Genomic DNA, 12,741 nt, shown 5'->3' with positions numbered 1-12,741 from the left:
ACACTTGCAGCAATACCTTAATTCCATTCTTTGTCAAAGCTAATACGCATACCTGCTGCCTTTCTCGGCCTTTACTGCTTTGCTCAAGAACTTCCTTAAGGGTTAAAATGCCTCCGATCTTTCGCGATCTCCTGGGCGACAATACTCAGAGATTACCTCTGAAACTTTTGATTGTATCACAAATAAGAATTTATTTAGTAACAAAACATTTCTACTATTGCAAATCCTTGCTGATCTTTTTCGTTAAATCTTGGATTTGCGCTTTTAGGAGCTTGGCTTTGTTTTGATAAACCCTCAAAAGATCCTTATCCTCTTCCGTCAATTCACCCGAGAGCAAGTTCTTCTTTTCTTCCTCTATGTGCTCTAACTCGAATTTAAAGAATATGGTTTGAGTCTCTTTTTCCGCTGCAAAATAATTGGTGCCCAAATCTCTTCCGCGGATTAGTTCTTCTTGAATCAGTTCTTTGCCTTCTTCCAAAGAAACAATCGTCAAGATCAGAGATCTTGCGGCTTCAACAGTCTCTTCAAATTGAGGAGATAAAGGATCCGGGATAGAAATCAAAGAATTTTGAATTGAATAGCCGTCTTCGCTTTCTTTGAAAATGATCGCTATGAGACTAAGAATGGTTTGAGCCGTCTCGTTTTCTATAGTAGAAAACAATTCTGTTGCTGCTTTTTCATAAAGCACAGCCAGCTGAGGATAGAGCACAAAATTTCTCAGAACCGTTCTCAGAAGACGGTTCTTTTCCGGAGCTACTCTTCTTTTTTGGAATCCGTAGTTCGAGTGGGCGGCATTTTGAGGAATCCAAGGCTGGAAACCGCCTCGAAACCTTCTGTCCGGAGCCGAAGCTGCCGCAGGCAAAGAAACTCCCAGCTGTGCTGCAAGAACTCTTACATCATTGACTCCGGCAGCCTTAGCGATATTGCTTAATACCGCACTGCGGTACAAAGAATTAGATATCGAACGAACCAGGGGCGCAGCCGCTGATAAAAACTCGCTCTTATCCTCCGGAACTTTCAGATCAAGCCCCTCGGAGAGGTTATCAATTAAATACGATGATAACGGCTGAGCCTGAGAAAGCAATTTCTCAAATTCAGGGGCCCCATAATTCTTGACATAGCTGTCCGGATCCTCTCCTTCGGGAAGAAACAGAAAGGACGCTTTCTGCGCTTCTTTAAGTAAAGGCAGCGTCAGTTCCATCGCTCTTCGGGCGGCCTTTCTCCCGGCATTATCTCCATCGAAAGAAAAAATAACATGATCCGTGACCTTCAGCAGCCTTTCGACATGCTCCGAGCGAATAGCCGTTCCAAGCGGGGCACAAGCCTCTTTGAACCCGGCCTGAGAAAGTTGAATGACGTCCATTTGGCCTTCAACCACAATTGCACGATTCTTTTCGCGAATAAAGCGCTGAGCCTCGTACAGACCAAAGACTTCACTTCCTTTTTTAAAAATCGGAGTCTCTCCGGTATTGATGTATTTCGGCTCTTCGCTCGTCATGGTACGGGCACTGAAAGCAATAACTTGGCCGCGCACATTGCGGATCGGGAACATCAGCCGGTTACGGAAAAAATCGTACGGTTCGTTGCCGTTCTTTCCTTCTCTTTGCAGACCAGCTTCGATTAAATACTTGGTATTAGCCGAACCAAAGATTTCCGAAAGATTGCGCCAGTTGTCAGGAGCGAAACCAATCCCGAATTTTTCAATAGTTTCCGCCGTCAATCCGCGGTCTGTTATGTATTTAAGAGCTGACGGGTTAGTTTGAAGCTTCGAGCGGTAATATTCTTGAGCTTTACCCATGAGATCCACTAAGCGAGGAGCTTCCGGATTTCTCTTTACCGGATTACCTTCATAGCGGACTTGCAAACCGTTTTCTTGAGCAAGTTTCTCAACGGCCGAAGTAAAGTCCAAGCCCTCGTATTTCATCAGGAATGAAATGGCATTCCCGTGTTCTCCGCATCCGAAGCAGTGATAGAACTGTTTCTGCCTACTGACGGAAAAGCTGGAGGTTTTTTCGTTATGAAAAGGACAACATGCCCATCCGTTCTCGCCTTTTACTTTGAGAGTAATTCGGCGATTAATCGTATCAAAGATATCTACTCTTTCAAGCAAATCTTTTATAAACGATTGAGCAATGAACACGGTGCGTCCTCTGAAAGAAAAGCCTCGAAGGCTTTACCCAACGAGGCTTGTATAGGTGTAAGAAAGAAACTACTGAGCTAATTTCGCTTTGACTAAAGCGCTTACTTTACCCATATCAGCTTTTCCAGCTACTTTAGGTTTAATTAAGCCAATTGCCTTTCCCATAGCAGCCATACCGCTGAGTCCGTTTTCTTTGAGTACTTCATCTACAACAGCTGCGATTTCTTCATCACTCATCTGTTTAGGAAGATAAGCACTTAGAACTTCAATCTCAAAGGCTTCCTTATCTGCCAAATCATCTCTGCCGCCGGCTCTGTATTGCTCAACAGAATCACGTCTTTGTTTGATAAGTTTAGCGATAATTTGTTGGATAGCTGCATCATCAGCAACGATGCGTTCGTCAACTTCTTTCTGCTTAATAGCAGCCATCAGAAGACGGATCGTACTAAGACGTGCCGCTTCATGAGCACGCATAGCAGCTTTCATATCAGCTGTAATTTGATCTTTTAAACTCATCGTAGATCTGCGAAAAAAAGATTAGTAAAGCTTCTTAGGAAGCATCATGCTGCGGAGACGCTTGTAGTGACGCTTGATAGCAGCGGCCTTTTTGCGCTTGCGTTCTGCAGTTGGCTTTTCATAAAACTCACGGGCGCGGAGCTCTGTGAGCAAGCCGCTCTTTTCAATAGTGCGCTTGAAGCGGCGGAGGGCAACTTCAAACGGTTCGTTTTCTTTAACGCGAATAGTGGGCATCTAGCACCTAAACTAAAATTAATTAACTAAAAAGTGTACTTGTTTGAGTCAACTATAGAGATTCAAACTAACTTCTATATGACTCGAAAGTTTGCAATTGTAATCCAAATTCAGAATTTTTTCCTTTGATTCTTTTGAGAATATGTATTTTTTATGTAACGAAGAAGAAAATCACCTTTTGAGAACATTCCGCTCCTTGGACTTTTTTTAGGAGATTAGAATTGACTCTCTTCTTATAAGGCAAAAACATGATTATTTTAGGAATTGAATCCAGCTGTGATGAAACCGGGGTCGCGCTTTATGATTCCGAAAAAGGGCTGCTCGGCGCCGCTCTTCACTCACAAATTGATATGCACAAACTGTACGGAGGCGTCGTTCCCGAACTCGCCAGCCGTGACCATATCAGACGGATCATTCCTCTGCTTGATCAAGTTCTTTCCGAAGCAAATATCTCCAAAAAAGACATTGATGCGGTTGCGGTAACCGAAGGACCGGGACTTGCCGGCGCTCTTTTGGTGGGAACCTCCGTAGGCTACGCTATCGGATTGGCGTTAAATATTCCAGTCATCGGCGTCCACCATATGGAAGGGCATCTTTATTCTTGTCTGCTTGCCGGAGAAGATCTTAAATTCCCGTTTATTGCTCTGCTTGTCTCGGGAGGGCACACCCAAATTATGAAGGTTGCTTCTCCCGGTAAATATGAACTGCTTGGCGAAACATTAGATGATGCTGTCGGGGAGGCATTCGATAAAACCGCTCAGGCGCTTGGAGAATGCTATCCGGGAGGCCCAGCCGTGTCTCGCTTTGCGGAACAAGGGACTCCGGGTGCCATTAACCTTCCGCGTCCCCTGCTTCATGCGGACAACCTTGATTTCAGTTTTTCCGGCTTAAAAACTGCAGTGATGAATACCATCAGATTGGCTGAAGATCCGTCGGCCCAGTCTTTTAAAAATGACCTTGCCAGAGCCTTTGTAGATTCCGTCACAGAAGTTCTCGTCAAGAAAACCGTTAAAGCTCTTAAGAAAACAGGATACAAGTCTTTAGTCGTTGCGGGCGGCGTCAGTGCAAACAAACAACTGCGCGAAGGATTAATTAAAGCTTGCAAGAAAATTGGCGTTAAAGTCTATTTTCCTCCTCTGGCTTTATGCACGGATAACGGCGCCATGATTGCCGCTGCAGCAGCAAGCCATCTTCAAAATATCAAAACCCTCCCGAAGGAGGGCTTCTCAATTAAACCGAAGTGGCAGCTTGAAGGTTTCCAATGATTACTTCGGATTGGCGCAATTAACCGAAGTTGCGCCTAGAGCATCCACCAAAATCTTCGGATCGAGTTTGACGTTGAATCCTCTTCTGCCGCCGTTGATGTAAATGAAGGGCAAGCTGAGAATGCTTTCCTCTACATAGATTGGCATATTCTTTTTCGTTCCGAAGGGAGAGGTTCCTCCGACCTGATAGCCCGAATTTCTTTGGGCAACTTCCGGTTTGCAGGGCTGAATGTGCTTTTTACCGATTTCTCGGGCTAGGTTCTTTGTCGAGACTTCATAGTCTCCGTGCATCAAAACGACTAATGGTTTTTCGTGTTCATCCTGCATGATCAAGGTCTTGACGACATTATGTTCATCAACTCCGAAACATTGTGCAGCTTGGCTGGTACCGCCATGTTCAACGTATTCGTAAATCCCCTCTTCATAAGGGACTTTCTTTGCTTTAAGCCAGGCCGTAGCTGGAGTTTCAGATACTGTTTTCTTTTTAGTCATAATGAACTCAAATGTTTTTTGAACTGTGAAGTTATTCCTTTTCGCGTCTTTTACGCCAAATCACACCTTATTTTGAGATTTTGCTTCCTCAAGATCTTTTTTCCATAGGCCTTTTGGAAGCGGGAACTCTACGTTTTCCTCAACACCTTCCATTGCGATCACCTCACAAGGCTCAAACTCTTTGAGCCTCTCAATAATCTCTTCGACCAAAATCTCCGGGGCACTTGCACCGGCAGTAATTCCAATGCTTTCTATACCTTTAAGCCAAATCGGATCGATCTCAGAAGCGTCATCAAGCAAATAAGCCTTGGTGCCGACCCCTTCAGCTACTTCACGCAGACGATTGGAGTTCGAACTTGTTTTGCTTCCTACAACCAAAATCAGATCAGAACGCTTAGCCAGTTCTTTTACGGCATCTTGGCGGTTCTGAGTGGCATAGCAAATATCCGCTTTCTTGGGCTCTAGCACCCTCGGATATTTCCTCTTCAAGGCATTAATAACAACTTTAGAATCGTCGCAGGAAATAGTTGTCTGACTGACATAGGCAACTTTCTCAGGATTCTTGAGCTGAAGGTTTTCGACTTGTTCGGCTGACTCCACTACTTCGACATGCTGATCAACCTGACCTACGGTTCCTTCCACTTCCGGATGGCCGACGTGGCCGATCATGATGATTTCATAACCGGCTTTATGCATTTTTGAGACTTCTGCATGGACCTTTCTTACCAAGGGACAAGTGGCGTCGTAGATAACTAAATCTCGAGAAGCTGCCTTTTCCGCTACTTTTTTTGGAACCCCATGGGCAGAAAAAATTAAAACGGAGCCATCGGGTACTTCGTCAATTTCATTGACAAAAATCGACCCCTTTTGCTTTAGAGTATTAACGACATATTTGTTATGAACGATCTCATGGCGCACATAAATAGGAGCCCCATGGACTTCAAGTGCCCTTTCAACAATTTCTATGGCCCTTTCTACTCCGGCACAAAATCCGCGTGGCTGAGCTAGTATTATTTTCATCAACCTCTCCAAATGAACCTTTGATTTTAGTCGAGCGGCAGAATCTTATATTTTTTATGAAAAGAGACCGCACAGTTTCATTTGCAACATGATATTTCCGAAACTTTCCAAAGTCTGGCAGGGTGAGGACTCGCGAAGTTTAGAAATTTTTTCCTGAAGTTATGCAAAGTGAAAGAAAACAACGTATAATTTGGTGTTTTAGTCCCTAGCCTATTCACTTTTTGAATCTGCTGAGGGTAAGTTTTAAACAATTTTATTTCTGGAGAGTTAGCGATGGCACGAGTGTGTCAAGTCACCGGCAAAGCTCCAATGGTCGGCAACAATGTTTCGCACGCGAACAACAAAACAAAGCGTCGCTTCATGCCCAATTTGCAATATCGCCGTTTTTGGGTTGAAAGCGAAAACCGCTGGGTCCGTTTGCGCGTGACCAATGCAGCCCTGCGTACAATTGACAAGAACGGCATTGATGCTGTTTTAGCGGACCTTCGCGCCCGCGGCGAAATCTAATCTAAGGAGTTCACCATGGCGAAAGGTATTCGTGAAAAAATCAAATTGGTATCCAGCGCTGGAACCGGCCACTTCTATACAACCACTAAGAACAAACGTAATCAAAGTGGCAAAATGGAAATGAGCAAATACGACCCTGTTGCTCGCAAGCACGTGGTCTACAAAGAAACGAAGTTGAAGTAATTCAGCTAAGATTCTCAACAAAAAACCGAAGCGTCCGCTTCGGTTTTTTGTTGTCCGGAGAGCCTGAGACAAAATCGCTGCCTCTGCTCTTTTTTCCTGACCTACTTCGCAGCCTCTTCAGCCTTTTTCTCAGCCGGCTTTTCAGCCTCTGCATTTTCCGGAGTATTTTGGGTCAAACGTTTGCTTGGCTTTTCTGCTCTTTTCTTCTGAAGTACCGCACCGAAGAAACCATCAGTCTTATTCAAATGCGGAAGCATCACAAAATATTCTCCGAAGCGTTCCTTCTGATAAGGATTGATTTCTACTCCCTGCTTCTGAAGAATATCAAAAGCATCAAGCAGCTCGAAATCTTCATTCTCTTTCAGGAACTCTTCAATCACATCCTGATTCTCGCGCTTCAAAATAGAACAGGTGGAATAAACCAAACGACCGCCCGGTTTCAGCATCTTTGCTGCGCTGCGCAGGACCGACTTTTGAATATCATTAATTCTGTTCAGTTCTTCTTCGCCAAATCTCCATTTCAGATCAGGATTCCTTCTGTAGGTTCCGGTCCCTGAACATGGAGCATCGACAAGAACGCGATCCATCTTGCCGTAAAGACGTTTGATATGCTTGTCGTGTTCATCACGAATGACAACCGGATAAATATTGCTTAATCCGGCTCTTCTCATACGCGGGGCAAGACCGTTCAGACGCTTCTCATTGACATCAAAAGCATAGATTCGGCCTGAACTCTTCATAAGGGCGCCCAGAGCCAGTGTTTTACCGCCGGCACCGGCACAGAAGTCGCAAATCATTTCACCGCGTTTAGGTTGCATCAGGCGAGCAATCAGTTGACTGCCTTCATCCTGCACGTCAACCTTGCCTTCTTTGTAAATAGGCCATTGAGTCAGAGCAGGCTTAGTAAAGAGACGGACGCAGTCAGGACTGTATATGCCCTTTTCTGCTTTGACGCCGTGCTCTTCCAATTCCAGAATAACTTCATCCGGCGTACTCTTAAGGCTATTAACGCGCAAATCCAAAGGAGCGCCTTCCTGCATGGCTTCAAACAAAGCCTTATGGTCGGTGCACTGTACCACCGCCAAGTCATACAGCCATTTCGGCACTTCAGCTTGAATCTCTTTCGGAGCGTCAGAACTCTTAGGAGCAAGCATGTTTTTCAGAGTTTCTTTTTCTTTGCCTAAAATCTGATCATGGATAGCATCCAACCCATGCTGCAGAGCCAACGCAAGCAAACCGGTCAAACGCGGCGCTTTGTCAGGTCTTACCGGATTCATCCTCCAAGTGATCATAGAAAGATGACGCATGGTGTAATAGATGCCTTCAGCAATGAGCGTTCTTTCTCTCGGACCTAAATGCCGTGCATTCTTAAAGTAAATGCTCATCAGAACATCGGCCGGCCCGTCAAGCTTCAAAATAGTTCTTAAAGCTTTGCCCAGTTCATCGACCACTAAAGAAGTGATGCGGACTTGTCCTGGATGCTGCTTCTGCATTCTCGGATTCGGAGCCTTAGTTTTGTCATGCGTTTGACGCTCTTCCGGAGTCATCTTCGCCCAACGTTCTTTCGCCGCTTTTTGTCTGTCAGTTAATTTGCGTTTGGGTGCATCCTGACGCTTATAGCCGGGCTTTCTGGCTGATCTTGGTTTTTCTGTTGCCATTTTTAACTTAGAAAATTGCTAATTGCTCACTGGATTCAAGATCCATCTTGACTGTACCTTCTTCCAGTCGTACCTTTTGACAGGCTACCAGGCGGATTGCTCTTGGGTAGAGTATGTGCTCTTTTTTGAGTACTCTTTCAGCCAGCTTGTCAGGGGTATCTCCTGCTAAAACAGGAACGGCAGCCTGTCCGATTATTTCGCCGCCGTCGAGCACATCGGAAACAAAATGTACCGTTACTCCGTGGATGCGGACGCCCGCTTCCAGTGCTCTTTCATGGGTATGCAGACCGGGAAAAGACGGCAGAAGTGCCGGATGAATGTTGAGAATTCTTCCCGGATACTGACGGACAAAATACGGTGTCAAAACACGCATAAACCCGGCAAGAACAACCAAATCTCCGCGGAATGCTTCAATTTGCTTGACCAGATCTCTCTCGAAGCTTTCTCTGTCTTCATACTTCTTATGATCAACTACTGCGGTCGGAATGCCGACGCTTTGAGCAAATTCCAAACCGGCGGCATCAGGGCGGTTGGAAATGACGCCGACAATGCGAATACCCCAAATCTCAGCCCATTTTTCTTTTGCGCTTGTTTCATAAACTGCTTTAAAGTTGCTTCCGCGCCCGGAAATGAGAACGACGATGTTTTTCATAAAATTGAACACTGATAGTAGAAAGGCCTGTGGCCTTTGATAAGGTAATCTGATCGAGTATACACAATTAGAGGTTCTGAAACTCAGGCTCAAAATTGATGCGTTCCTATTTCCAAAGAAACTTCTTGTTAGAAAAGATTCTTACATCCAAAAATGAGAATCCAAATCGATGCTGGCATAATTGATCGTTACAGTTATTTTTTGAGATTTGAGGAAAATGAAAGTTTTTCGAGGACTGCCAAAACCAGAAGATAGATTGGACTGTGCCGTGGCCATCGGCAACTTTGACGGGGTACATCTCGGCCATCAGGCTTTAATTCGGGAAGTAGTTGAGGCTGCACATGCCAGACTGTTATGCCCGGCGATTCTGACTTTTGAACCTCATCCTCGGGAATTTTTTAATCCGGATGCCGCCCCCGCAAGAATCTTGAGCCTTCACGATAAAGTGGAAGCACTGAAGGGAAGCGGGATCGAACGAGTCTACATTCTTAAATTCGATGAAAAGCTGGCTTCCTTAAGTCCGTATGACTTCGTTAAAGACCTGCTAGTACAAGGTCTGCACGCTCGTTGGGTCACCGTAGGAGAAAACTTTCACTTCGGTGCTAAGAGAGCGGGAGATTTCCACACACTGGAAGATCTGGGAAAAGAATTTCATTTTGAAGTTCATCCTATGCCCATGATTTATCACGGGGAGGCGGCTATTTCCAGTTCCCGCATTCGTCAAGCCTTAGCCAGAGGCGACATTGCTTCGGCAAACTATATGCTTGGACGCCATTACAGTCTTTCCGGAAAAGTTCTTCACGGAAAACAGTTAGGCCGCAAGCTCGGTTTCCCAACGATTAATCAAAGAATTCTTCCACCGTACTCCAAAGCTCGCCCGGCAATCACCGGTGTCTACGCCGTAAAAGCTCACGGCATAGCTCCGCGCCCGATTGAAGGCGTCGCCTGTATCGGAAAAAGACCGACCGTCGATGATCACGGTGAGTATTTACTCGAAACTCATTTATTTAATTTCCATGAAGACCTCTATGACAAGATTGTCAATGTAGAATTCTTTGCGAAGATCCGAGATGAGAAGAAATTCAATTCTCTCGAAGAGTTGCGGGCAGCGATTGCTGATGACCAGAAAAAGGCAAAGCAAATTTTAGGCTTGTCCGTTTAGTTTTTTATTAACCTTGAAGAGCCCGAGGGGGCCAAGGAATTATGTCAAAAGCAAATAAACAGAATTCGGATGCGACCGAAGTAAAAAAATTTCCGTTAAATCTTCCTGATACTGAATTTCCGATGAGAGGCAACTTGCCCAAGCGTGAGCCTGAGTTCATCAAAGAATGGGAAGCTAAGGATGTTTACGGAAAAATCAGAGCTGCACGCAAAGGTGCGCCTAAATTTCTTCTCCACGACGGCCCTCCCTATGCAAACGGCAACATTCACGTCGGACACGCTGTCAATAAGGTCCTAAAGGACATCATCTGCAAAACCCGTACACTCCAGGGTTTTGATGCTCCTTACGTCCCGGGCTGGGACTGCCATGGCATGCCGATCGAAATTCAAATTGAAAAGACTTACGGCAAGAATCTTCCTAAAGAAGAAATCATGGCTAAATGCCGCGCCTACGCCAAAGAACAAATTAAGAACCAAATGGCAGGCTTCAAGCGCCTCGGCGTTCTCGGTGATTGGTCCGATCCATATTTGACCATGCGTCCGAAAACTGAAGCGGAAGAAATTCGCGCCCTCGGTATCATTTTGGAAAAAGGTTACGTCTACCGCGGCCTTAAACCGGTTAACTGGTGCTTCGATTGCAAGAGTGCCTTGGCTGAAGCTGAAGTTGAATATGCGGACAGAAGCAGCCCCGCCATTGATGTTGCTTTCCCCCTGGCTGACGAAGACAAAGCCAGAGCCGAAGAGCTTTTCAATGTCAAATTGACCAAGCCGACCGCAACCGTAATCTGGACAACCACTCCTTGGACAATCCCGGCAAACCAGGCTTTGAACTTCAGCCCGGATTTAGACTATGTTGTCGTTGAAACACCGCATAGAAACTTCATCCTTGCCGAAGGTCTGTATGAAGATGCCCTCAAACGTTATGGCTTAGAAGGAAAAGTTATCGGCAAAGCAAAAGGCTCCGATCTTTATCACCTTCGTTTCAAACATCCCCTTGCCGGTCTCGACAAAGGCTATGACAGATTTTCACCAGTCATCATCGCCGATTACGTTGATGCAACAGCCGGTACCGGTATCGTTCACAGTGCTCCTGCATACGGTGTGGACGACTACGTCTCCTGCAAGAAAGACGGATTAACCAACGACGAGATCCTCAATCCCGTTCAGGCAGACGGCGTCTATGCCTCTTGGCTGCCGATGTTTGCCGGCTTAAATGTTTGGAAAGCTCAGCCCAAGATTTTGGATGCATTGACCGTTGCCGGCAACCTCCTTAATCACGAGACTATCAGCCACAGCTACATGCACTGCTGGCGTCATAAGACACCGTTGATCTACAGAGCAACTAACCAGTGGTTTATCAGAATGGATGAGCCGGTCGCTGACTCTGAAGGGGTCTGCAAGCCTGTTGAAAAAGAACCTGTTCTTCGCAAAGTCGCCTTGGAAGCTGTTGAAGCCACGACTTTCTATCCTGAATGGGGAGAAGTCAGACTCCACAACATGATCGCCAACCGTCCTGACTGGTGTATCTCCAGACAAAGAACCTGGGGTGTTCCTCTGCCCTTCTTGATCAATAAAGAAACCGGCAAACTTCACCCGGATACATTAAAGATCTTGAGAGATGTTGCAGACAGAGTTGAAGAAGGCGGCATCGAAGTTTGGACCAAGCTGAAAGTCTCCGACCTCATCGATAAAGATGTTGATTTGTATGAAAAGTCTACTGACACATTAGATGTTTGGTTTGATTCCGGTACTACTCATATGACCGTCATGAGAGGATCTCACGCTGACAAGCTTGGCTATCCCGCTGACTTGTACCTCGAAGGCAGCGACCAGCACAGAGGATGGTTCCACTCTTCTCTTCTCACAGGCTGTGCCATCGATAAGAGGGCTCCGTACAAAGCTTTGCTCACACACGGCTTTACCGTAGACGAAGAAGGCCGCAAGATGAGCAAATCTTTGGGCAACGTCATTCTGCCTTCTGAAATTGCCGATAAATACGGTGCTGAAATTATCCGTTTATGGGTCGGCAGCTCCGACTACACAGGAGAAATTTCTCTCGGCCAGACAATTCTGAAAGGTACCGTAGATTCCTACCGTCGCTTCAGAAATACTATCCGCTTCCTCTTGGCCAACACCAACGACTTTGATATTGAAAAAGACGTCGTTCCGGTTGAAGAGTTAGCAGAACTGGATAGATGGGCTATCGCAAGAACTCAGCAGCTTCAAGACGAAGTTTTGACTAAGTACGATGCTTATGACTTCCATATGGTTTCCTCCATGCTGCAGCTTTTTGCCAGCGATGATTTGGGCGGTTTCTATTTAGATATTCTCAAGGATCGTTTGTATACAACAGCTGCCGATTCAAAGGCTCGCCGTTCAGCTCAGACCGCATTGTGGTATCTGACCAATGCGTTCTTGAAGATGATTGCTCCGATTCTTTCCTTCACCGCTGAAGAGGCATACTCCTACTTCAATCCTAAGAGCTCCGGAACCATCTTCACGGAAAAATTCGAAGCCCTTCCTGTCATCAGCGAATCCGTTGAACTGCTCAACAAATGGGCTGTCATCCGCGCTATCCGCTCCGATGTCCAGAAAGAAATTGAAGTTCTCAGAGCTGAAGGTAAAGTCGGTTCCTCATTACAAGCGGCCGTGGAACTGAAGGTACCGCAAACCGAATACGATATCCTCCAGACTTTAGGCGACGAACTTCGCTATGTCTTCATCACAAGTTCTGCAAAACTTGTCGGTGTCTCTGACAAACGCGAAATTATCGTTAAGCCAATGACCGAAAAGAAATGCGAACGCTGCTGGCAATATGTAGATAGCGTCGGGAAAGATTCGAATTATCCGACATTGTGCTGCCGCTGCGTAGGCAATCTATTCGGTGTTCCTGAAGAACGTAAATTTGCTTAA

The 12,741-nt window shown here is 45.7% G+C and carries 12 protein-coding genes; 5 read left to right on the top strand and 7 right to left on the bottom strand.

Annotated elements, in window-relative coordinates:
• Window positions 1–214: 214 nt before the first annotated feature.
• From dnaG to rpsU, 3 genes are all read right to left on the bottom strand, one after another.
• On the bottom strand, window positions 215–2,140 hold the full coding sequence (gene dnaG / locus ADH67_RS01110) for a DNA primase (protein ID WP_236578438.1): 1,926 nt from the start codon (window positions 2,138–2,140) through the stop codon (window positions 215–217).
• A gap of 69 nt (window positions 2,141–2,209) precedes the next feature.
• Window positions 2,210–2,656 (bottom strand): GatB/YqeY domain-containing protein, encoded by a 447-nt coding sequence (locus ADH67_RS01105; RefSeq protein WP_066590867.1) that lies wholly within the window; start codon window positions 2,654–2,656, stop codon window positions 2,210–2,212.
• A gap of 21 nt (window positions 2,657–2,677) precedes the next feature.
• Window positions 2,678–2,890, bottom strand: a complete 213-nt coding sequence (rpsU, locus tag ADH67_RS01100; protein ID WP_008811706.1) for a 30S ribosomal protein S21 — start codon at window positions 2,888–2,890, stop codon at window positions 2,678–2,680.
• A gap of 248 nt (window positions 2,891–3,138) precedes the next feature.
• Here rpsU and tsaD point away from each other — a divergent pair, with 248 nt between their 5' ends.
• Window positions 3,139–4,155: a tRNA (adenosine(37)-N6)-threonylcarbamoyltransferase complex transferase subunit TsaD gene (tsaD, locus tag ADH67_RS01095; protein ID WP_066590865.1), complete on the top strand. Its 1,017-nt coding sequence runs from the start codon at window positions 3,139–3,141 to the stop codon at window positions 4,153–4,155.
• Here the strand turns inward: tsaD and ybaK are convergent, their stop codons facing one another.
• Both ybaK and ispH read right to left on the bottom strand, forming a co-directional pair.
• On the bottom strand, window positions 4,156–4,647 hold the full coding sequence (gene ybaK, locus ADH67_RS01090; protein WP_066590863.1) for a Cys-tRNA(Pro) deacylase: 492 nt from the start codon (window positions 4,645–4,647) through the stop codon (window positions 4,156–4,158). It abuts the gene before it with no gap.
• Window positions 4,648–4,707: 60 nt separating this feature from the next.
• The gene (gene ispH / locus ADH67_RS01085) at window positions 4,708–5,667 is read right to left on the bottom strand and encodes a 4-hydroxy-3-methylbut-2-enyl diphosphate reductase (protein WP_066590861.1); all 960 of its coding nucleotides are present in this window, start codon (window positions 5,665–5,667) and stop codon (window positions 4,708–4,710) included.
• Window positions 5,668–5,940: 273 nt separating this feature from the next.
• On the opposite strand from ispH, the gene rpmB reads away from it, so the two are divergent.
• Both rpmB and rpmG read left to right on the top strand, forming a co-directional pair.
• Window positions 5,941–6,174: a 50S ribosomal protein L28 gene (gene rpmB / locus ADH67_RS01080; protein WP_066590859.1), complete on the top strand. Its 234-nt coding sequence runs from the start codon at window positions 5,941–5,943 to the stop codon at window positions 6,172–6,174.
• Between the two features lie 15 nt (window positions 6,175–6,189).
• Window positions 6,190–6,357, top strand: coding sequence for a 50S ribosomal protein L33 (gene rpmG, locus ADH67_RS01075; protein ID WP_066590853.1), 168 nt, complete (start codon window positions 6,190–6,192; stop codon window positions 6,355–6,357).
• 101 nt (window positions 6,358–6,458) lie between these two features.
• Here rpmG and ADH67_RS01070 read toward each other — a convergent pair whose 3' ends face one another.
• Window positions 6,459–8,015: an RsmB/NOP family class I SAM-dependent RNA methyltransferase gene (locus tag ADH67_RS01070; RefSeq protein ID WP_084081392.1), complete on the bottom strand. Its 1,557-nt coding sequence runs from the start codon at window positions 8,013–8,015 to the stop codon at window positions 6,459–6,461.
• Window positions 8,016–8,022: 7 nt separating this feature from the next.
• Entirely contained in the window at window positions 8,023–8,667 is a 645-nt protein-coding gene (gene purN / locus ADH67_RS01065; protein WP_066590851.1) for a phosphoribosylglycinamide formyltransferase, read from the bottom strand.
• A gap of 217 nt (window positions 8,668–8,884) precedes the next feature.
• On the opposite strand from purN, the gene ADH67_RS01060 reads away from it, so the two are divergent.
• Both ADH67_RS01060 and ileS read left to right on the top strand, forming a co-directional pair.
• On the top strand, window positions 8,885–9,829 hold the full coding sequence (locus ADH67_RS01060) for a bifunctional riboflavin kinase/FAD synthetase (RefSeq protein ID WP_066590846.1): 945 nt from the start codon (window positions 8,885–8,887) through the stop codon (window positions 9,827–9,829).
• A gap of 41 nt (window positions 9,830–9,870) precedes the next feature.
• Window positions 9,871–12,741, top strand: a complete 2,871-nt coding sequence (gene ileS, locus ADH67_RS01055; protein WP_066590843.1) for an isoleucine--tRNA ligase — start codon at window positions 9,871–9,873, stop codon at window positions 12,739–12,741.

Source organism: Turicimonas muris, assembly GCF_002221595.1.
Classification (GTDB): Bacteria; Pseudomonadota; Gammaproteobacteria; order Burkholderiales; family Burkholderiaceae_F; genus Turicimonas; species Turicimonas muris.
Note: the sequence above shows the minus strand (reverse complement) of the source record. Positions and strands in the feature narration are given on the sequence as shown.

Coding starts and splice junctions, on each gene's coding strand:
- rpmG (WP_066590853.1), top strand. CDS start 6,190: ATGGCGAAAGGTATTCGTGAAAAAATCAAATTGGTATCCAGCGCTGGA.
- ADH67_RS01105 (WP_066590867.1), bottom strand. CDS start 2,656: ATGAGTTTAAAAGATCAAATTACAGCTGATATGAAAGCTGCTATGCGT.
- purN (WP_066590851.1), bottom strand. CDS start 8,667: ATGAAAAACATCGTCGTTCTCATTTCCGGGCGCGGAAGCAACTTTAAA.
- ispH (WP_066590861.1), bottom strand. CDS start 5,667: ATGAAAATAATACTAGCTCAGCCACGCGGATTTTGTGCCGGAGTAGAA.
- ADH67_RS01070 (WP_084081392.1), bottom strand. CDS start 8,015: ATGGCAACAGAAAAACCAAGATCAGCCAGAAAGCCCGGCTATAAGCGT.
- rpsU (WP_008811706.1), bottom strand. CDS start 2,890: ATGCCCACTATTCGCGTTAAAGAAAACGAACCGTTTGAAGTTGCCCTC.
- ybaK (WP_066590863.1), bottom strand. CDS start 4,647: ATGACTAAAAAGAAAACAGTATCTGAAACTCCAGCTACGGCCTGGCTT.
- ileS (WP_066590843.1), top strand. CDS start 9,871: ATGTCAAAAGCAAATAAACAGAATTCGGATGCGACCGAAGTAAAAAAA.
- tsaD (WP_066590865.1), top strand. CDS start 3,139: ATGATTATTTTAGGAATTGAATCCAGCTGTGATGAAACCGGGGTCGCG.
- rpmB (WP_066590859.1), top strand. CDS start 5,941: ATGGCACGAGTGTGTCAAGTCACCGGCAAAGCTCCAATGGTCGGCAAC.
- ADH67_RS01060 (WP_066590846.1), top strand. CDS start 8,885: ATGAAAGTTTTTCGAGGACTGCCAAAACCAGAAGATAGATTGGACTGT.